Below are 21,198 nucleotides of genomic sequence, written 5' to 3' on the forward strand. Positions count from 1 at the left end.
GTTCTGACACACCAATATGGATAGAATTTTACAAAGAGTAAGAGTTGATGTCAATGAGAAGATCTATCTCAAAGATCCGTTTAGTTCGGATTTAGGGAAGGATATCGTGCAGAAGAGTATTGACATGATGCTCGAGCTTGGATTCGAAAATTTTACTTTTAAAAAATTATCAATAGCTGTCGGTTGTACTGAGGCTGCTATTTATCGTTATTTTGAAAACAAACACAAACTTTTATTATATTTATTCGGTTGGTATTGGGGATTCATAGAACAGAATTTGGTTTATTGCACGGCAAATCTTTCAGATCCTCAACAGAAATTAGAACTTGCCATCCAATTGTTGGTGGAGGGGCCGATTTTTAGTAAGAATGATTTTCTAGACCCTATTAAATTGAGAAGATTGCTGACAGATGAATCCACTAAAGCAATTATGACTAAAGAGGTTGACAAAGAGCAAAAACAAGGATTTTTTCATCAGTATTACAAGTTAGGCGAGCGAATCGCTGAATTGATAGTAGCATACAATCCAGATTATAAGTATCCCAAAACACTAGTAACCACTATTATGGAAGCAAGTTTGATGCAGACCTATTACGAAAATCACCTTCCAGGTTTAACTGAACAGAAGGCTGGAACAGAAAAAAAAGTCAATTTCTTCAATCAATTAGTATTTAAAACAATCGCACATGAAAACTGATAGCGGTTTGACTCCTTTAGACAGGTTCTTCAAACTTATTAATGAGGAAAAACGGGAGGTCTATGCAATTTATTTCTATTCATTGTTGAATGGTACCTTGTCGTTGGTATATCCATTAGGTATACAGGCCATTATCAACTTTGTATTAGGGGGTAGGGTAAGTACTGCCTGGTTAATCATGGTATTGGTCGTAACCATAGCCATATCCTTCAGTGGATTTCTTCAGATTTCCCAATTATATCTTACAGAGAAATTAGAGCAGCGGATTTTTGCCAAAGTAGGTTTTAGTTTTGCTTATAGACTTCCTCGCTTGAAGTTGGATGAATTGGAGAAAAATTATACCCCAGAATTGGTCAACCGCTTCTTTGATGCTGTCAATCTTCAAAAAGGGATGTCCAAGATATTGATAGACTTTTCATTTGCTATCGTACAGATTACCTTCGGTATGATACTTTTGGCCCTTTATAATATATTTTTCCTCCTTTTTAGTTTAGCGCTTATCGCATTGGTGATTTTGATATTTTATTATACAAGTCCCAAAGGTATGGAGACCAATCTGAAGGTCTCAACCATGAAATATAAGACTGCATACTGGTTGGAGGAAATCGGAAGAACAATGGCTACTTTCAAGTTGGCAGGTAATTCCAAGCTTCCATTTTTTAACATGGATAAATTATTGAAATCTTATGTGGAATATAGAGACAAGCACTTTGCTGTTCTGGTGTTCCAATATAAGATTATGATTGCTTTTAAAGCCTTGATTGTAACTACCCTTTTGATTGTGGGTAGTATCTTGTTGATTGACAATCAGATCAGTATTGGTCAGTTTGTGGCAGTAGAAGTAATTATCATTTTAATGGTGACTTCTGTGGAAAAGGTAATTCTTTCCTTGGATGCTGTATACGATACGATGACAGCTACTGAAAAAATCGGTCAGATTATGGACTTGAAAATGGAGCGTGAAGAAGGTACAGAGAAGTCTTTGACTACCAATAATGAGAGCTTACAATTCCAAGTGAAAAATCTTCATTATGCGATCAAAAACACCAATTATGAAGTGTTGGACAATGTGACTTTTGATTTGAATGCAGGAGAGAAAGTGGTATTGACAGGAAATAGTGGAGGCGGCAAGAGTACCTTGATGTATCTGATGTCAGGTTTATACAGCGAATATAGAGGTAGAATCATTGTCAACGGTCTTCCGATTGATACTATGAACTTGGATAAGCTGAGGGGATTTATTGGGGACAGTTTGTCTCATCAGTCCATTTTTCATGGGACTATATATGAAAACATCACTCTTCGTAAAGATGCAGAAGATTCTCATGTTCGTGAGATATTGGAACTTGTTGGACTCAAAGACTTCATTTACAAGTTAACAGAGGACTGGGATACCATGCTGATGCCTGAGGGTAAAGGCCTAAGCAAAGAGGTTATCAGTAAAATCATCTTAGCTAGATGTTTGGTATGCAAGCCAAAAGCATTATTGTTAGAAGATATGTTTGGTTCCATGGAGTATGATGATAAAATGAAGATGGTGGACTACATCTTGGCAGGTAACTGGACCGTGATGTTGGTGACTAAGGAAAAAGAGATTATAGAAAAATTCCCTCGTGTACTTGAGCTGAAAAACGGTAAATTAACTTATGATGGAAGTACAGATGGATTTTTATCAACTAGAACAATTTAATTCAAAGGGCTATGATGCAGATTAGTAAAAACAAGATCAGTGAAAAAGTCTCTTTTAAAGAGTTCTTAAGCCTTAAAATGACGTATCCGGGAGACGATAGTAAAAAGAGGAGAAAGATACTTTTATGGATGTTGCTTGGTGCGTTTCTCTTTTTATTCTTGCCTTGGACACAGAATATCCGATCACAGGGTTTTGTGACTGCCTTACGTCCGGACCAACGCCCGCAAACTGTACATACCATTATTGCTGGTAGGATTGAGAAGTGGTATGTAGCAGAAGGTGATTTTGTTCATAAAGGTGATACTGTACTATTGGTTTCAGAAATCAAAGATGACTACTTTGATCCACAGCTTTTGGAGCGAACCCAAATGCAGGTTGATGCAAAGACTATGTCCGCTTTTTCTTATTCCGAAAAAGTAAAGGCGATAGAAATTCAAATAGAGGCCATGCGTCAAAATAATATTTTGAGAGTCGAACAAGCTACCAATAGACTGCGAATGGCTGAGCTTCAAGTGATTTCAGACAGTATCCGATTTGAGCAAGCAAAGGTTAATTTCAAAATTGGAGAAGAGCAGCTAAAGCGTGCAGAGAAACTTTTTCAGGAAGGTCTTCGTTCGTTGACAGATTTTGAACAACGTGAACTGAGATTCCAAGAGGTACAAGCAGGTATGATTGCTGCTGAAAACTCATTATTGCAAAGCATCAATGCGCGAATTGCTGCCCAAATTGAATTGAATGCCATAGATAATGACTTCAGGGACCGCATGGCCAAGGCCCGTGCAGATATGTTTGAGTCCATGTCAGCCCAATTTGATACAGAAGCTACAGTTACCAAACTTGAAAATCAATATTCTAATTATGAAATGCGTACTGGATTCCGATATATTCTGGCGCCTCAGGATGGCTATATTACCCAGGCGGTACAGGTAGGTATTGGAGAGACTATCAAAGAAGGCTCTGAAATCATCAGTATTATGCCTGCAAATGCACAGTTGGCAGTAGAAATGTTTGTGGCTCCAGTGGATTATCCCTTGATGAGAGTGGGATCTAAGGTGAGATTTATATTTGACGGTTGGCCTGCAATTGTATTCTCCGGTTGGCCTCAGATCACCAATGGTACTTTTGGTGGTGTGATTCATGCGATTGATAATTTTGCAAGTCCTAACGGAAAATACCGAATCTTAGTAGTAGAAGATCCAGAGGATGAGAAATGGCCTGAAGCCTTGAGAATTGGTTCAGGTGCAGATGGTATTGCCCTGCTAAACGATGTGCCATTGTGGTATGAGATTTGGCGACAACTGAATGGATTCCCTGCTGACTATTATACAGCCCGCGAAAAAGCGGATAACAAAAAGAAATAATGATGAGAGCAATTCTAGTATGCTGCTTTAGCTTCATTTCATATACTATTTCTGCGCAAGAGATTTTGGATTTCGAAACCTATATGGACTGGGTACGATCCTATCATCCTGTTGCCAAGCAAGCGGATGTTAACTTGGAATTTGGTAAGCAGGAGCTGCGTGCTGCAAGGGGAGGTTTTGATCCTAAAATTTACACCCAGAGGGATCGCAAGCGATTCAATAACTCTGATTATTTTGATATTCAAGAGACCGGAATATCCATTCCAACCATGGGCGGTGTGGAGTTGAAAGGCTTGTTAGAACAAAACTCTGGTGTCTTTCTAAATAGCGAACGGACTGTTCCTGCTGGTGGCTTATTTGCTGCTGGAGCATCGTTCAATTTGGGGCAGGGTTTGATCATTGACCAACGAAGAGCAGCTTTAAGACAAGCGCAAATCTTTAGAGAAGCTACCGTTGTAGAGCGTCAGCTGTTTTTGAATGATCTGTATCTAGATGCAACGGATCATTACTGGAAATGGGCGTCAGACTATCAAAACGTCAAAGTATTTGAAGAAGGTTACGAATTAGCCGTTCAGAGATTTGAAATGGTGAGAGAAAGCTTTGTTCAAGGAGACTTTCCTGCCATTGATACTGTGGAAGCTTACACCCAAGTGCAGGATCGTCTTTTCAGCCTTCAATCAGCTCAGATCAATTTCTTTAAATCCACTCAAATGTTGAACACATTTTTGTGGGATGAAAACGAGGAGCCTGTGGATTTAGTAGAAGATGTGTTTCCAGAAAATGTCTTAGATCCTTTTATCGTTGATTACCTACCAGAATCCTTGAGAGGGTATGTCAGTATGCATCCAGAACTACGCCTGACAGATTTCGATATTGAAACATTGGAAGTAGAACGCAGGTTTAAAGCTAACTTACTCTTACCCGTAGCAAAATTTAATTATAATTTTCTAACGGAAACATTCAGCCAAGCGGAAGTTGTTCCATTTTTGGAAAATAATTATAAGTATGGATTTACGATTGCTACTCCTTTGTTCCTTAGAAAAGAAAGAGGTGGTCTTGGCGTCACAAGAGCAAAACTGAGTTTCAAGAATTATGAGCGAGATCTCAAGTTTTTACAATTGAGAAACAAACTAGACGCAGAGATTTTTAATTTTGAGACGGTAGGTCAGCAATTGGTGGTTTTCACTAATAATGTGGATGGTCTTCAGAAGTTATTGGACGGAGAAATGATGCGATTTGAAGTAGGAGAGTCCTCACTCTTCCTTGTGAACGCTCGGGAAGTTAGCTTAATCAGTGCTAGAGTAACACTCAACAACCTGGCCGCTCGTAGAAAAATTGCCTACGCCAAAATGCTCAATGCAGCAGGTCTAGGATTTGAAGAGTAACATATACATAAAACCCGGCTCTGCCGGGTTTTATCATTTTTTCTGTTATTCAATAGCTCATCTTTCTAGCAATCGCTTTCTTTGCAGCCTTCACAATATTTTCAGCATTTAGGCCATATTTCTCAAGCAATTGGGTTGGGGTTCCTGATTCACCAAATGAATCCATTACACCCACATATTCCAATGGAGCAGGATTATTTCGAATCAAGGTCTGAGCGATGCTATCACCCAATCCACCATTGATTTGATGTTCTTCCGCAGAAACAGCACAGCCGGTTTTAGCAACTGATGCCAAAATAGCTTCTTCATCCAAAGGTTTGATGGTATGGATATTGATCACCTCAGCAGAAATTCCTTCTTCTCTCAACATCGCTTCAGCTACTACAGCTTCCCATACCAAATGCCCAGTTGCAAAGATGGTCACATCCGTACCTTCAATCATTTTCCAGGCTTTACCAATTACAAACTCTTGATCTTTAGGAGTGAATATTGGCCAGCTAGGTCTACCAAATCTCAGGTATGCAGGACCTTCATGATTGACTAAAGCCAAGGTTGCTGCCTTCGTTTGATTATAATCGCAAGGATTGATGACAGTCATGTGAGGGAGCATTTTCATCATCCCCACATCTTCCAAGATCTGATGCGTAGCACCATCTTCTCCTAGGGTTAAACCAGCATGAGAAGCACAGATTTTTACATTTTTGCCAGAATAAGCAACTGACTGTCTGATTTGGTCATACACACGACCGGTGGAAAAGTTAGCGAATGTACCTGTGAAAGGGATTTTTCCACCGATAGTCATCCCCGCTGCCAAACCAATCATATTCGCCTCGGCGATACCTACTTGGAAAAAACGCTCAGGAAATTCTTTCTGAAAGGCACCCATTTTTAAAGAACCAATCAAATCGGCGCAAAGACCTACCACATTTGGGTTCTGTCTTCCAGCTTCCAATAAGCCATCACCAAAACCTGAACGCGTATCTTTTTTCTCTGTGTATGTAAATTTTAGATCTAATGTCTTTTCCATGTTAGTAGTCTCCTAAGGTTTCTTTCAATTGTCCCAATGCATTTGCTAATTCAGCATCACTTGGAGCAATGCCATGCCACTTATGGGTACCTACCATAAAGTCCACACCGTAGCCCATTTCTGTATACAACAGAATTAGAACTGGTTTACCTTTTCCGGTTAGGCCTTTCGCTTGTGCAAGACCAGCTAACACAGCTTCCATATCATTTCCTTTTTTGATATCAATCACTTCCCAACCGAATGCTTCCCATTTGGCTTTTAGGTTTTTCAAGTCCATCACTTTCTCGGTCGGACCATCAATCTGTTGGCCATTGTAGTCGATTGCAGCAATCACATTGTCAATTTTGTAATGGGCCGCATACATAGCAGCTTCCCATACTTGACCTTCTTGCTGCTCACCATCTCCCATGACAGCATAGACTAATTTGTCATCACCGTTAAGCTTTTTGACTTGTGCAGCACCAAGTGCTACAGAAAGTCCTTGACCTAATGAACCAGAGGCAATGCGGATACCTGGCAAACCTTCTTCGGTAGCAGGGTGTCCTTGCAGGCGGGTATTGATTTTTCGGAAAGTTCCCAACTCTTCAACACCAAAGTAACCTGACCTAGCCAATACAGCATACCATAAGGCGGAAACGTGTCCATTGGAAAGGAAGAAGAGGTCTTCGCCTTTGCCGTCCATCTGGAACTGATTGTTATGAGTCATTTCTTTGAAGAAAAGCGCCACGAAATACTCCGTGAGGCCCAATGCTGCTCCAGGGTGACCGGATTGCACGCCATGAACCATGCGCAAGCAATCTCTTCTAACCTGTGAACAGATGTCGTTGAGTTGTTCGATTGATTTATTTTCCATTGGTTTGGAATTATTTGAGGATTTGTTTGGTATGTTCTTTTGTGTTTACTTTTTCAATGATTTCTTCCAATATCCCTTCCTCATTTATGATAAATGTAGTACGGGCTGTTCCCATATACTTTCTGCCATACATGGATTTTTCCACCCAGGTACCGTAGGCCTCATGAACTTTCAAGTCCTCATCAGCTAATAGGGGGAAAGGAAGGTTTTGCTTTTCGATGAATTTTTGGTGAGATTTTTCAGAGTCTGAACTCACACCCAATACAACATAACCAGCCGCTAGCAAATCATCGTAATTATCTCTTAGATTACATGCCTGTGCGGTACAGCCAGGAGTATTGTCTTTTGGATAAAAATAGAGGACAACTTTTTTCCCTTTGAAATCAGACAATTTCAAGATGTTGCCTTGTTGATCTTTTGCTTCAAATGCCGGAGCTGGATTACCAATTTCTAACGCCATGTTTTTTGGTTTTAAGTTTTAATTGATTGAACTTTTGAAGGTGGCCTCATTTCCTGCCATATCCCTTACTTTCAATACAACCTCTCCTTTAAAAGGTTGTTTGGTCAACTTCTCAGACCAGATTACATTTTGCTTATGTTCATACCGCATCAATACCCATTCTCCATTAACCAAAGCCTCAAAATCCTTAATTCCAGATTTATCGTCCCGTATAGTAAACCTCAGTTCATCAGCAGTGACACGGATTGGAGTAATGCTAGGAGGGTTGCTATCGGTATCGAGTACAAAAGTACCAAAGTTTCTGGTTTTGAAACGGATATTTCCTAATTCCCAAGAACCGCCCACAAAAGATTTACTTCCATTCCTATTAAGTGCATATACATGGGTGCGATCTCTATCAGGACTTCCTAGGGGTTCTTTCCAAAGGATTTCAATAGGTGAGCGTAAATATTCATCCGTATCATTGATTTTGAGACGATTGCTTTGATTTTCTATCCTCAAATACAAATCATCCAAAGTAGCTTCTTCTGGGACAGTGATTTCGACTTGTTGATTGGCAATCAATCGCTCTTCTCCAAATGGAATAGGTGCAATAACAGACGGAAAAACCATCTCAGTACATAAGTCAATTTGCTCAGGAATCCCATAGCGCATATCCCATTTGTAGATTCTATGGGAATTACTGACATACATAGGGGCCATTTCCATTTCATGACTTTTTACCCAAACTTTCGCTAAAGTTCCAATATCTGAAGTTCCTGTTTCGATAATCATTAAGGGCCCATCAAATTTAATGGATGTCCCCTTCGTGTTACTGATGTTTCTATTACCCAAAAAAAACGGAGCTTCTTCACCAAGTAATGTCATTTTCACCGTTCTGGAATTTCCGAAAAAATCTTGGGCTTTTACCGAAATGTTTTTTCGTTGTTCAGGTTTAACAGTGATGGCTCCTGACCATGTTGAATCAGGCTCATAAATTTCCAAAATGTTATTGGGAACCTTGTACAGGCGCTTAAACCGGTTGTTGGTCATGTGAGAAAAGAAGAATCTCCCCTTGTTGAAATCCACGTGTTGCAGGTTGGCTTTGAAAATTGGTCTGCCATCTTCCATCAACTCATAAATGGGATTTCCAAAAATATTGGTGGAACCATCCATTCTGTCAATAGAATGAATTTCAATACCGACTTTGCCACTAACTTTTACAGGCTCTTTGACCACATACGTACCACCTTCCAGTACAGGAGTTACTTCTATTCGTTGATACAAACCATTCACTCTACTATCCATACCGATTGGACGGATAGCCATCTTGTAAATGACTGGAGGAGTGTTGTCCACTACTTCCCTAAAGCGATAAATAAATGGATCAATGGCACGATCTAAGGTATCTCGGATTTCGAAATGAAGGTGCGGGCCTCCCGAACTCCCTGTATTTCCACCATTTCCAATAATTTCTCCTCTTTTGATAGGAAGAAAATCAGGATCGGGGAATATTTCCAGTTCATTTTTTTTAGCGAAATACATCTCTTTTCGCATGAATTCCATGATCTTAGGAGAGAAGTTTCTCAAATGTGCATAGACGGATGATTGGCCATCGGTATGTCTTAAATACAAAACATTTCCATAACCATAAGTGGAAATTTTCATTCGATAGATGTATCCATCCGCAATTGCCAAGATGGGTTCTCCATCGACACCACCGATTTTAACATCAATGCCTGAATGGAAGTGGCTTGGTCTTATTTCAGAAAAGTTTCCGGACAGCGCCGCCCGTTGACCTGGTTTAACAGGAAATAAATAGTCTTGGGCAATGGTAAGTTGGGATATGCCAAGCCAAAAGCAAAGCAGGAAAAAGAAACTATTTAACCTCAAAGTCCAGTAGTTTTTGGTCTTCTATAAATGCTTCTAAACGATCTCCAATGCTAACTTTACTTACACCGGCCGGAGTACCTGTAAAAATCAAATCTCCTTTTTTCAGGGTGAAAAATTGCGAGACATAAGCTATAATCGCATTGAAATCAAACAGCATCATAGAGGTATTGCCTTTTTGTTTCAGCTCCCCGTTGATGAGCAAATGAAAATTGATGTCGTTCATGGATTTAAATGCTGACACCGGCAGAAACGAACCTACCGGAGCAGATCCATTAAATGCTTTAGCTATTTCCCATGGTAATCCTTTGGTTTTACATGTATCCTGTAAGTCTCTGGCAGTGAAATCTATACCAATACCAATCTCATCAAAATATCTATGGGCAAATTGGGGCTGTATATACTTTCCTTCTTTACATACTTTCAATACCAATTCTACTTCATGATGGATGTTTTGTGAAAAATCAGGATGGTAAAAAGGAGCATTATTTTTAAGGACAGCGGCGTCAGGTTTAAGAAAAACAACAGGTGCAGTTGGTCTTTCGTTGTTGAGTTCCTCTATATGTTCGGCGTAGTTTCTTCCGATAGCGATGACTTTCATGGGTTTTTCTTTTCAGCTAGCAAAGAAAAGGATTTTTGGGGAAAATTTGGCAGCTATTGCGTCTTTAGACGGGGTTTTTATGTTAAAAATTGATACATGAATAATGGAAGTACCCAGTTTAATTCAACTCCTATCGGAGTTGGGCTAGGGGGGTTATAATCCTTTTTTACCCCGAGTGGCGACTCGGGGCTAATACCCTTCGGGATTTAACTCCTGTCGGAGTTATGTTTTTTTAAGCAAACAAGCCAACATGGTTTTTTTCGTCTATTTATAGTTGAAAAAATCAGTAAATCTAATCCAAATAGTAGAGCTCAACTTTTCCAGCTTTGCGACAGCAAAATAACTGTGTAAATCAGTGCAAAACATTTGTTTATCTGTGTTAAATATTTTCTGCGTATTCCCCGCCTTCTGCGAGAGCTAATTCTCAATCAATCATCGTCGCACGCATTTTGGCGATTCGGTCTTCCAAGGATTCGGAAGAAAGTGATGCTCGAAGGCGATCTACCAAAATCGGGAATGAAAACGGTGTAAATTGCCCTAGATATTTAAGGACTATCTGCTGTTGATTAATTTTTTGAACAGCATTCAATACGCTATCCTTATCCATTTGCATCTCTAAAGCTTCACGACGGGACTGTTTAAGCAAAAGATTATCAGGATCGTAATCTTCAAACACCCCGTAAATAATGCTGCTATTGGACTGCAAATGTTTCAACTTGGTGGGTTTGCCTGGATACCCTTGGAAGATAATGCCCGAAATCGTGGCTACATCCCTAAATTTCCGTTTGGCCATATCACTCTCATTAATACATGCCTGTATATCCTCCATAAGGTTTTGCTCCGTAAATAAATCCTCCTCCAAAATATCATCGATCGGAATAGCTTCATCGGAAAGCAATTCAAAACCATAATCATTCATCCCAATACTGAAGGTAATCGGGTAGTTCAAACTTATCCTGTAGGCTACAAGTGCACCCAATACCTCATGCACCATTCTCCCTTCAAAAGGATAGAAAAATACATGGTGGCCATCCTTTGAAATGCACTTTTCAATCAAGAATGTCTGGGAGTCAGGAATCAATGAAAGCCGCTGCTGCAAGTCTAGCAAGGGAGCAAGGTAGGCCACTTCTTGGGAGTAAAATGATCCTTGTGCGGCATTCTCCAAAATGGTCCGCATGATAGTCGAAAGCTTAGAGGTCAGCGAAATTCTACCCCCCATATACGAAGGGATATTGCTCGTCTTTTTATTGGATTGCTTCACAATAGCACTCAGGTCCCTGATGGCTATAAACTCTAAGGTCCTACCTGCAAAGAAAAAGCGATCTCCAGGTTTTAATCGGGAGATAAAGTATTCTTCAACCATTCCCAAAAAGGTCCCATTCTTAAACCGAACTTTATACATAGGGTCACTCACGATAGTTCCCATGGACAATCGGTGGCGCATGGCCGTTCGTTTGTCGTGAACTTTATAGCGCCCATCTGCTTCGATTTCCACTTTGGAGAACTCATCATAGCCTCTTAAGGATTCTCCTCCTTGGGTGATAAAATGCAGAACCCATTCAAACTCTTCCGGCTCTAATTCTTGAAAGGTATAGGTGTTTTTCACCAACGCGTAAGTGGGCTGAGGATAAAAACCCTCCCCAACTGCCAAGGTGATCAAAAATTGAATCAATACATCGTAAGTACCTGTAGGGCAGTGGATACTTTCCATGTCACCGGTTTCCATGGCATAACGAAGCGCAGAAGCTTCTATGAGTTCAAGAGCATTGGTCGGAACAAAGTAGATCTCGGAAGGCAATCCGGGCTGATGACCTGCTCTTCCAGCCCTTTGCATAAAACGGGCAACACCCTTGGGGCTTCCGATTTGAATCACGGCATCTACCGGCCTAAAATCCACTCCCAAATCTAAGCTTGAAGTGCAGACTACCAATTTGAGTTTATTTTGATGCAAAGCTTCTTCTACCCATGTGCGAACGGCCATATCCAAGGAACCATGATGCATGGCCACCCATCCCGCCCAATCAGGACGTGCCTCCATAATTTTCTGATACCAAATTTCGGTTTGCGCGCGGGTATTGGTAAATAATAACAGGCTGTTATGTTTTTCTACTATGGGAATAATTTTATCCAACAACTTCAAACCCAAATGCCCTGACCAAGGATATTTTTCTAGTTCATCCGGATACACCGTGTGCACGGCAATTTCTTTTTGGATGTCTGCTTTGACTATATGAATAGGAGCGTCTATTCCAAGTAATATTCTATTGGCTTCTTCTAGATTCCCAATAGTCGCTGATATACCCCATAATTGAATATCCTTTTGCAATATGCTCTGTATGTAAGCTAATCCTAGTTGGACCTGAACACCACGTTTATTTCCCATTAATTCGTGCCATTCATCTACAATGATGCATTTGACCTCTTGAAAGGTTGCTGCACTATCTTTTTGACTGAGTAAAAGTTGAAGAGTTTCTGGGGTTGTGACCAAACACTGGGGAGGCTTTCGTTTTTGTTGCGCACGGGTTTTGGCATCGGTATCTCCATTACGGACGGCAACTTTCCAGGGTAATCCAATAGTATCACAAACTCCTTGCATGGCTTGATGAATGTCTTGGGCCAAGGCACGTAAAGGGGTAATCCAAATGACTTGGATGCCCATCTTTTTAGGTTTCTGCCAGTTATGGGGATGCTTCCGGATATAATCCAAGATAGGTGGGAACCATAAGGCAAATGTCTTTCCACTTCCAGTAGGAGCATTGAGGATTCCTGATTTTCCTGCTAAGAAGTCTTTCCAAGCTTCTATTTGAAAATCAAATGGTTTCCACCCTTTTTGCTTAAAATAAGTGTAGCCAACTTCTAATTCCTTATCCTCCATAAAGCGAAAGTAATTCTTTTAAATCAGTCAAGGTATTCGCCTCTTCAATTCCTTTATCCTTTCTCCAGCGATTGATACGAGGGAATCGGAGTGCAATGCCTGACTTATGTCGAGGGCTTTCTTGAATTCCTTCGAAGGCTATTTCAAAAACTAACCCTGGTTTTACAGTTCGCACAGGGCCAAATTTTTCTAGGGTATTTTTCTTAATATACTGATCCGCTTCTTTCAGTTCTGCATCCGTTAAACCCGAATAAGCTTTCGTAAAAGGGACCAATTTATCCTCTTGCCAGACAGCCAAGGTGAAATCTGTAAACAAGTCAGCTCTTCGTCCATGTCCTTTTTGGGCATAAATCAGTACTCCATCAATCGTCAGTGGATCAATTTTCCATTTCCACCAATTACCTCGCTTCCTTCCAACCTCGTAAGGAGAGTTCTTGTGTTTCAACATAAAACCCTCTGCCATTCGCTTTCGCGAGCTTTTCCGTAGTTCTTTCAAACTCTCCCAACTATCAGCTTCAACAGTCGCTGATAACTGTATGCGAGGCGTTTCAAAACCCATCAACATTTCTTCTAAATGAGCTCTACGAATTTTCAATGGCTGTGAGCGGAAATCTTTTCCTTCCAGTTCTAAAAGATCGTAGGTGAAAAATGAAACTGGAGCTTCCTGAAGGATTTTTTTACTCAAAGATTTTCTCCCAATCCGAGTTTGTAAAAGCGCAAAGGGTAGGGGAAGGTCACCTTGAAAACACAGAATTTCTCCATCCAACACCGTATTATCTGGAAGTAAAGCAGCTGCATCCACCAATTCGGGAAATTTTTCAGTCACTAATTCCTCCCCACGTGACCAAATGAAAATCTCTCCTTTACGCTTGATTAATTGTCCGCGGATTCCATCCCATTTCCATTCTACCTGCCAATCTTGTGGATTCTCTGTTTCCATGAAAGAAGATTCCACTGGATGGGCTAAATAAAAAGGATAAGGTCTTGATAAATCATCTGATAGATTGGATGTTAGAAGAAGGCTTTCAAAGCTATCATTTAGGGGGTTCCAATCGCCCATTAATCGGTGGGTGACATCAGTTTTCTCTAAGTTCAGAACATCCGCTAAAGCCTGAATGACTAATTGCTGACTAACTCCAACCCGAAAGCCACCTGTGATCAATTTTGTGAAGATAAATCGCTCTTCCTTATCCAAACATGGCCATGCTGTAAGGATTTGTTTCTTTTTTTCATCTTCCTCCAACCCTTCTAAATTCATTAGAAAAACTATCCATTCACTCAAGGTTTGATTCAATGATTCGGTTGGTGGGGGTAAGAGAAGAGCAATCGTTTCAGCTAAATCTCCCACCGTTTGATACGACTCTTCAAATAACCACGCCGGTATGTTAGCTAATTCGCAGCACCATTCTCTTAGCAAGCGAGTATTCACCTGTCTTTTGGGGCGTCTATGAGTAAATAAGGCTAGCGTCCAAAGTTTATCCTGATCATTTGCTGATAAAAAATATGTCTTTAACGCCTGTAATTTATCACTCGTTTTGTTACTTTGGTCCAAGCGATTGAAAAGCGCAACAAAATCTTTCATAGTTGGGTTATTGCTCAGAAATGTGAATCAAGTCACATTTCGTTCCAAGAGATTTAATTAACTTGTAATTGTTCAACAAAATAGCCTTTTCCGGCGTATTATTGATAAAACCACACACGAATGAAAAAGTTACTCAGCATTCTTTTTATTAGTTTAATTTTCTTTGCATGCAACAAAGAGGATGATAGAAGATACACCCGAAATGAAGTGACTTACCAACTATTTCAAAGTTCCGACTTTGCATACACCGGCATGGCTACCCTTAGGGAGTTAAATACCGGAGAGTTGGAAATGGAAATAACCTTAGATGGACCTAAAGATTCAACTCCGTACTTCTTTCCGGTACATTTGCATTTTGGGAGCTATGACCAAGCGGATTCACCAATCGCATTTTTATTTAATCCTGTTGATATCCGTACATTAAAAAGTGTAACAAAGATGGATGTGCTATCTGATGGACGTGTATTGACGTTTGAAGATTTTAAAAATTTCGATGGACATATTAAAATTCACCTAGCCGATTCTGGCCCTGAATACAATATTTATCTTACTGTAGGGAATGTAGGAGGGAATGATAACAGCCGCGCAGCATTTGACAGAAATAATATCAGCTTATGTGCCCCTGATATGGGTGGCTTAGATTGACTTCTTTCATGAAAAAGGATTCTTGGAAGATTTTGCAATATAAAATGCGTTTTTTATGAAAATTTATGAATAAACCAACTTCTCAAGAACGCCTTATTCATGCTAAAGTAGCAATCAATTCTAGAAAACAAGGAATAAAGGTTGTTTAATTACCCTTCATCCTCGTCCATAATTTTCTCTACCGTAAGCAATTTGAAACTGTCAAGTAAAGTCTTGATTTCTGCATTCATTACTTTTTGATATTCTAGGTGTTCTTCTGCTGAAAATGGCTTCATACGGTTATGCACATGGTATTTTCGTTGAAACTCATCATCATGGGAATGTTCAAATCCAGGCACCTCGATAATTTCTTTGTCCCAAATTTTCAATTCCTCTTTTAATTCAGAAAAATCAATCTCCCGCTCTTTCAACAACTTTTCGATTTCCATGATTTCTTCTCTAGCATCTAGGCTGCTTTGATGATAGACATTTGCCTCTGTATAAATCTCTGAATTATCCCCCTCATTTTTTTCGGAGGAACAAGCGATAGTTAATGTAAATATAATAATGAAGAAAACATGCGTGAATTGCTTTTTCATACTTTAAGCTTTTTTTAACAAAATTATTGAAATCATTTAAAAAACAACCTAATTCAAGGAGATTTCACTTCAAATTGATCGTTTTAGTTTTATTTAAGCAAGATTAAATATTTGTAACAGGCTATTTTTTTATAAATAAAACCATTTTCACAGCAAAGTTTTTCCCGTTCAAGTCAAAAATCTAAATATGTTATTGAAAAGGCCGAAAACATTTTATGCTTTTCTCTTAAGAAACGACTCACTAAAAAAGGGAATATTAGTACAAATAGCTGAGCTATGCGAAAAAAAAATATAAAAGCTTCCAAAAGCCAGCTTGTGATCCAATTTTCAAAAAGTATGTCTTACTAAAATCTTCGTAAAAATTAGTGAAATTCGTGGACCCTCATCCCTCACCCTTCATCGTTCTACCTTCATCCTTCATCCTTCAAAAACGTAAATCCCCTCGCATCATTCCCCTCATAAAAATCCACCAACATGCCCATCAGAAACATGTAGTGCTTCTTTTCAACCAACACAGGTATCCCATCCACATCGAATTGCTGATCGCCCTCTTTAGCTTTGTCGAAACCGAGTTGGTAGGCCATACCGCCGCAGCCACCACCTTTGACACCTACGCGAAGGGCATAGTTTTCAGGGATATTTTTATGCTGCATGATGTTTTTAATCTCTTCCTGGGCTTTTTCTGATATTTTTATGGGTACAATCATGTCCGTATAAGCGCTTTTTGCGTTAGCAAGTTCATCTATTTCTTGCAAAATTACCAAAAACAAGGTTTTATCCTGCTCAATAATTTCGGATATTCGAAGCTTAATAACTTACACCCATGGAGTACATTGCAGATTTGTTGAAAATTGTCTTACCCGCAGGACTCGTGATTTACGGAATGTATCTGACAGTCATGTCTTTCCTCAACAAAGAGCGGGAAAAGCTTTTGGTAGACCTCAAAACACAAAATACCCAAACCATCCTTCCCATCCGCTTGCAGGCAGGAGAGCGTCTGTGTTTGCTCTTAGAGCGTATCACACCGAATAATCTGATCAGAAGAGTGAACAATCCTACATTTTCGGCAGCAGATTTGCATAGACAGCTACTGACGGAAGTACGGGAGGAATTCAACCATAACCTGGCTCAGCAGGTGTATTTCTCCGAAGAAACTTGGGAATCCGTCCGTAGAGCAACAGAATCAGTCGTTACCTTATGCAATACCGCTTTACAGGATATGCCTGAGGACGCAAGGGGTATAGATTTAGCTAAGCGCATTTTCCAGCTTTCTCTGGATCAGCGTTCGGATGCCATTCAGGTAGCTCTGCAAAATGTCAAAAACGAAATCCGTATCTTCTTCTAACATGAGCTCTTTCCGCGAACATACCACCGACTTCTTCTCCAAAGCTAAGCTGATGTACCAAAAGCAGGCTGAGCGTATCTTGGGCGAAGAAGGTGAACTGAAGAAATTGCAGCAGCAGGTGGTGTTTAAGCTGGAGCAGGTCAGCCATCATCCCAAAGTGCAGGAAGCCTTGGAGCCTATCATGGTTTTTAAACGCATGATACAGGCCCACAAACGAGGGGATTTTAAAGTTTCCTCCAAATCCCTGATGCTTATCGTCCTAGGCTTGGTGTATTTTGTGTCCCCATTGGATATTATTCCCGATATCATGCCTGTCATCGGCTATGCGGATGATTTATCGGTGTTGATAGCGGTCTATAATGCCATCAAACAGGAGGTAGAAGAGTTTTTGGCTTGGGAAAAAAATCAAACATTGTCCAAATAAAGGACTTGGAAAGAATCAACTATTCATGAATCAACTCGCATTTATTATTGGAACTTCTGGCTTGATTGGAAAGCAGCTGATGCATCAATTGCTCCAGGACAAGCGCTACGAATACGTCATTTCAGTGGGCAGAAGAAAACTAGCCCTCAAACACGAGAAACTTATTCAGATCACTGGTGACTTTACCCAAATACAGTCTTGGAACCTAGACCGTATGCTTCGGGAGGAAGATCTCGGCGGGCAAATTTTTCCACTTTGGGAAAAGATTTCCCAAAAATCAGTGACCATGCATGCCTTTTGTTCCTTAGGAACCACCATCAAACAAGCAGGCTCGAAGGAGAAATTTTATCAAATAGACCATGATTTTGTGGTGCAATCCGCTGTTTGGTTGTATCAACAAGGGGTAAGCCGCCTGATGTATGTATCGGCCATCGGTGCAGATCCTATATCCAAGGTATTTTACAACAAGGTCAAAGGTGAGGTGGAGGAAGACCTGAAGGTGATTCCATTCGAATACCTCGGATTGATGCAGCCTTCCTTGCTGTTAGGAGATCGTTCGGAATTCAGACTAGGAGAGGAGTTTGCCAAAATCATCACCAAGCCCATGGTCTGGTTTAAGATGTACAAAAAGTACTGCCCGATTTATGACCGTCAGGTGGCCAAGGCCATGATTGATCATGCAAACCAAGCGAAATCAGTCAAAGTACAGGTCATCTCCAACAGCGAAATGCTCGATTATTGATATGATAGCAGTTATCCAACGTGTATCCGAATCATCAGTCAAGATCAATGGAGAGATCAAGGGGGCTATTGGTGAAGGGTTGATGGTTTTAGTAGGAATAGAAGAAGCCGATGGTCAGGAAGATATGGAATGGCTGAGCAAGAAAATTGTCAACCTACGCATTTTTCCCGATGAGCAAGGTGTGATGAATAAAAGTATCTTGGACTGTGGAGGGGATATTCTATTGATTTCCCAGTTTACCTTACATGCCAGTACTAAAAAAGGCAACCGCCCCTCATATATCAAAGCGGCCAAACCGGATATAGCCATTCCTATTTATGAGCAATTTATCCAGGTATTGGAAACTGACTTGAGAAAAGGCATTCAAACAGGAGAATTTGGTGCTGATATGAAAGTTTCCTTGGTCAACGAAGGACCGGTCACCATCATCATGGACAGTAAAAATAAGGTCTAATGTTACTTCAATTGCATCAAGTAAGCGTTCAGCAGGGACAACGGGTCTTATTCGAAAACCTGGATTTTACTTGGAATGAAGGCGAACATTGGGCAATCATTGGGGAAGAAGGGCAGCAGCTGACTGATTTTTTGCAATTACTCTTAGGCAACCGTTCGGTGGTGTCGGGAAAGGTTACAAGACCGTTTGCTCAAGCCTATATTGACGAGAAAAGCCGTTTGGGAGTGGTGAATTCTTTTCGGGATTTGATTGCTTATGTGGGGCAGGACTATCCTTTTCGCAATAAATCCAATCTCCAGAACTTTTACTATCAGCAGCGCTTCAATTCCATGGATGCAGAGGATACTGTTTCCGTGGAAGTCTATCTCAAAAATAGTCCAAAGCGCACAGGCGTTTGGACACTGCCTGCTGTCATCCAACTCTTGCATTTGGAGCATTTGCAGCAAGAATCTCTGATTAAATTATCCAATGGAGAGTCGAGACGCTTGGCGATTGCCGCAGCTTTGATGCAGCAGCCCAAATTGTTGTTGATGGATCATCCCATGACAGGGTTGGATGTGCAAACGAGGGCTTCTTTTGACCAAATTTTGAAAAACATCCAAGCGGTAGGTGTACATATTTTGATAAGTACGATTCCTGCTGAAATCCCGAAATCGTTGACACATATTGCTGTGCTTCAAAACAAGCGATTGGAAGTAGTGGAAAGGGAATCCATTCTTCAAATTTCCTCGCCACGGGAAGATTCTCATCCATCCGTAGATAAGGAAAAGCTCCGGAATCTACTTGCATCAACTGTTTCGACTAAAGTACATTCCTTGGTCCGTTTGGAAAAAGTATCTGTCCGCTACGGGGAAAAATGGATTTTGAAGGAGCTGTCTTGGGAAGTGAAACCTGGGGAACGTTGGTTGCTGAAAGGGCCTAATGGAGCGGGGAAATCAACCTTGATCAGTTTATTGATCGGGGAACATCCACAGGCTTATGCAAATGATATTGTATTGTTTGACCGAAAACGGGGAACGGGAGAAAGTATTTGGGATGTCAAAAAGCCCACGGGATTTGTAGCTCCTGAACTCAGCCGCTTTTTTCCTAGAAATCAAACCGTATGGAAAGTCCTGCTATCGGGCTTTTTCGACACCATGGGATTGTTCAAAAAACCAACGCCGGAACAAGAATCCAAAGCAATCCAATGGTTGGAGTTGTTACAGTTGCCTACCAAAGCACAATTGCTCTTTCATCAATTGCCTTTAGCGGAACAACGAATGCTTTTACTCGCAAGAGCGTTGATAAAATCTCCACAGTTGCTGATTATAGATGAAGGAGCACAGGGATTGGATACAGGACAACGCCTACGATTCAAGCTATTTTCGGAGGCTATACTAGAAATTGCTTCTATTGGATTAATTTATGTGTCTCATTATGAAGAAGATATTCCTAATGGAGTGTCAAAAACGCTAGAACTCCATCCAGTTTAAGGCTTTTGATAATCTTCGGGAATTGTAGGAAGGGTATTGATCCAATTAGCGTAGAATTCAATGTCTAGTTTAGATTTTTCAAATTGGGCTAATGTTTCTTTTCCTCCATTATACAGCCAATTATCCAGTTTCGGTTCATGGATATATTCTAGTAAAAGTTGCTCATGATTACTCGGATAAAATGCACTGTTTGTTTAAACGTGTTTTTTAATTCAAAAGCCAAACGGATGGTATCAGGAGAAAAATTTCCACGATCTACAAGATCACCTACTTAAATTAACTGCTCTTTTTTAGGATCCCATTAAATTCATGAGTGTTAAAGTAAGTGTGTAAACAACCGTTTACGTGTCCGGTTACAAACAAATCCATCATGAGCAATCACTACCAAATTTTCGGCGATATACCTTTTTAAGGTGCTAAGGAAAAAAGGCACTTGATTTATGTAGGAAAAAGTATGTAAATTGTTGAGCCACAATAGGTCATTCTAAACAAAATAGAATTATGTAAGTTAAACCTCCAATTGAAAACCATTTAATCATGCGACAAACCTATTTTATCCTTGTTCTTGCGCTGCTCATTTTGGGTTGTGCTTCACAAAAAGACTTCGTGGCCGAATATGATTTTAATTATTCGGGAAATTTCAAGAAGTATAAAACCTTCAATTTCGTTGTCAATGCAATTCCAGATGATAGTGTTACGTACTATCAAGCGATCGAACGGACAATTTCTTCCAGATTAGGTTCCCAAGGCTTTAGAATGGATCAGGATCGCCCCGATTTATTGATCAATTATAAAATTTTTAGTGATTCTGTTAAATACAGAGGATATGATCAGCCAAATTTCGATTATTGGTTGAATAGAAGGATGCCAGATTTTGATTTAACTGAAGAGGAAGAAAGACAACAACGGGAGCGTGATGAAACCTATAACCGTGTAAAGTTTGTAGAGAAAAATGGACTTTTAGTAATTTATGTAATCGATAATAAGAGAGGAAATACTATTTGGCAGGGATATACCGCTGGAGATTTTGATGTGTACTCTCCTGATGGGCAATCTGATTTGACAAAAGCAACCTACCGGGTGATGGATCAGTTTCGCCTAGTCACAAGAAATTAAAATAAAGCCAAGTTCACTACAA

20 protein-coding genes are annotated in these 21,198 nt (G+C 40.2%); 11 read left to right on the plus strand and 9 right to left on the minus strand.

Going from position 1 to position 21,198, the window contains the following annotated elements; all coding sequences use genetic code 11:
* Positions 1-16: 16 nt before the first annotated feature.
* From IE080_RS03080 to IE080_RS03095, 4 genes are read left to right on the plus strand one after another with little or no spacing between them, the layout of a single operon-like run.
* Entirely contained in the window at positions 17-697 is a 681-nt protein-coding gene (locus IE080_RS03080; protein WP_189578982.1) for a TetR/AcrR family transcriptional regulator, read from the plus strand.
* Positions 687-2,387, plus strand: coding sequence for a peptidase domain-containing ABC transporter (locus IE080_RS03085; protein WP_189578983.1), 1,701 nt, complete (start codon positions 687-689; stop codon positions 2,385-2,387). The genes IE080_RS03080 and IE080_RS03085 overlap by 11 nt, the downstream gene beginning before the upstream one ends.
* Before the next feature lie 11 nt (positions 2,388-2,398).
* Positions 2,399-3,748: an HlyD family secretion protein gene (locus tag IE080_RS03090; RefSeq protein WP_189578984.1), complete on the plus strand. Its 1,350-nt coding sequence runs from the start codon at positions 2,399-2,401 to the stop codon at positions 3,746-3,748.
* Positions 3,749-3,750: 2 nt separating this feature from the next.
* Entirely contained in the window at positions 3,751-5,133 is a 1,383-nt protein-coding gene (locus IE080_RS03095; protein WP_189578985.1) for a TolC family protein, read from the plus strand.
* A gap of 49 nt (positions 5,134-5,182) precedes the next feature.
* Here IE080_RS03095 and IE080_RS03100 read toward each other — a convergent pair whose 3' ends face one another.
* From IE080_RS03100 to IE080_RS03130, 7 genes are all read right to left on the minus strand, one after another.
* Positions 5,183-6,160, minus strand: coding sequence for a transketolase family protein (locus IE080_RS03100; protein WP_189578986.1), 978 nt, complete (start codon positions 6,158-6,160; stop codon positions 5,183-5,185).
* A gap of 1 nt (position 6,161) precedes the next feature.
* Positions 6,162-7,013, minus strand: coding sequence for a transketolase (locus IE080_RS03105; RefSeq protein WP_189578987.1), 852 nt, complete (start codon positions 7,011-7,013; stop codon positions 6,162-6,164).
* Between the two features lie 10 nt (positions 7,014-7,023).
* Positions 7,024-7,473 (minus strand): thioredoxin-dependent thiol peroxidase, encoded by a 450-nt coding sequence (gene bcp, locus IE080_RS03110; protein ID WP_189578988.1) that lies wholly within the window; start codon positions 7,471-7,473, stop codon positions 7,024-7,026.
* A gap of 18 nt (positions 7,474-7,491) precedes the next feature.
* A complete protein-coding gene (locus IE080_RS03115) occupies positions 7,492-9,345 on the minus strand; it encodes a M23 family metallopeptidase (protein WP_229800478.1) in 1,854 nt (617 codons plus the stop codon).
* Entirely contained in the window at positions 9,332-9,943 is a 612-nt protein-coding gene (locus IE080_RS03120) for a fumarylacetoacetate hydrolase family protein (protein WP_189578989.1), read from the minus strand. The genes IE080_RS03115 and IE080_RS03120 overlap by 14 nt, the downstream gene beginning before the upstream one ends.
* Before the next feature lie 424 nt (positions 9,944-10,367).
* Positions 10,368-12,818: a ligase-associated DNA damage response DEXH box helicase gene (locus IE080_RS03125; protein WP_189578990.1), complete on the minus strand. Its 2,451-nt coding sequence runs from the start codon at positions 12,816-12,818 to the stop codon at positions 10,368-10,370.
* Positions 12,808-14,400, minus strand: a complete 1,593-nt coding sequence (locus tag IE080_RS03130; RefSeq protein ID WP_189578991.1) for an ATP-dependent DNA ligase — start codon at positions 14,398-14,400, stop codon at positions 12,808-12,810. Before IE080_RS03130 ends, IE080_RS03125 begins: the two co-directional genes overlap by 11 nt.
* Positions 14,401-14,520: 120 nt before the next feature.
* On the opposite strand from IE080_RS03130, the gene IE080_RS03135 reads away from it, so the two are divergent.
* On the plus strand, positions 14,521-15,045 hold the full coding sequence (locus tag IE080_RS03135) for a hypothetical protein (RefSeq protein ID WP_189578992.1): 525 nt from the start codon (positions 14,521-14,523) through the stop codon (positions 15,043-15,045).
* 149 nt (positions 15,046-15,194) lie between these two features.
* Here IE080_RS03135 and IE080_RS03140 read toward each other — a convergent pair whose 3' ends face one another.
* Both IE080_RS03140 and IE080_RS03145 read right to left on the minus strand, forming a co-directional pair.
* Positions 15,195-15,623 (minus strand): hypothetical protein, encoded by a 429-nt coding sequence (locus tag IE080_RS03140; RefSeq protein WP_189578993.1) that lies wholly within the window; start codon positions 15,621-15,623, stop codon positions 15,195-15,197.
* 410 nt (positions 15,624-16,033) lie between these two features.
* A complete protein-coding gene (locus IE080_RS03145) occupies positions 16,034-16,330 on the minus strand; it encodes a HesB/IscA family protein (protein ID WP_189579164.1) in 297 nt (98 codons plus the stop codon).
* Positions 16,331-16,446: 116 nt separating this feature from the next.
* On the opposite strand from IE080_RS03145, the gene IE080_RS03150 reads away from it, so the two are divergent.
* From IE080_RS03150 to IE080_RS03175, 6 genes are all read left to right on the plus strand, one after another.
* Positions 16,447-16,968 (plus strand): DUF7935 family protein, encoded by a 522-nt coding sequence (locus tag IE080_RS03150; RefSeq protein WP_189578994.1) that lies wholly within the window; start codon positions 16,447-16,449, stop codon positions 16,966-16,968.
* Complete coding sequence (locus tag IE080_RS03155) at positions 16,937-17,392, plus strand: YkvA family protein (protein WP_229800479.1); 456 nt, start codon at positions 16,937-16,939, stop codon at positions 17,390-17,392. The genes IE080_RS03150 and IE080_RS03155 overlap by 32 nt, the downstream gene beginning before the upstream one ends.
* A gap of 25 nt (positions 17,393-17,417) precedes the next feature.
* Positions 17,418-18,134 carry a Rossmann-fold NAD(P)-binding domain-containing protein gene (locus IE080_RS03160; protein WP_189578995.1) on the plus strand — a complete coding sequence of 239 codons (717 nt, stop codon included), beginning with the start codon at positions 17,418-17,420 and terminating at the stop codon, positions 18,132-18,134.
* A gap of 1 nt (position 18,135) precedes the next feature.
* Positions 18,136-18,588 (plus strand): D-aminoacyl-tRNA deacylase, encoded by a 453-nt coding sequence (gene dtd, locus IE080_RS03165; RefSeq protein WP_189578996.1) that lies wholly within the window; start codon positions 18,136-18,138, stop codon positions 18,586-18,588.
* Complete coding sequence (locus IE080_RS03170) at positions 18,588-20,060, plus strand: ATP-binding cassette domain-containing protein (RefSeq protein WP_189578997.1); 1,473 nt, start codon at positions 18,588-18,590, stop codon at positions 20,058-20,060. The genes dtd and IE080_RS03170 overlap by 1 nt, the downstream gene beginning before the upstream one ends.
* A 537-nt stretch (positions 20,061-20,597) precedes the next feature.
* Complete coding sequence (locus IE080_RS03175; RefSeq protein ID WP_189578998.1) at positions 20,598-21,176, plus strand: DUF4136 domain-containing protein; 579 nt, start codon at positions 20,598-20,600, stop codon at positions 21,174-21,176.
* The last annotated feature ends 22 nt before the right edge of the window (positions 21,177-21,198 follow it).

It is taken from the genome of Mongoliitalea lutea (assembly GCF_014652135.1).
In the GTDB taxonomy this organism is placed as follows: Bacteria; Bacteroidota; Bacteroidia; order Cytophagales; family Cyclobacteriaceae; genus Mongoliitalea; species Mongoliitalea lutea.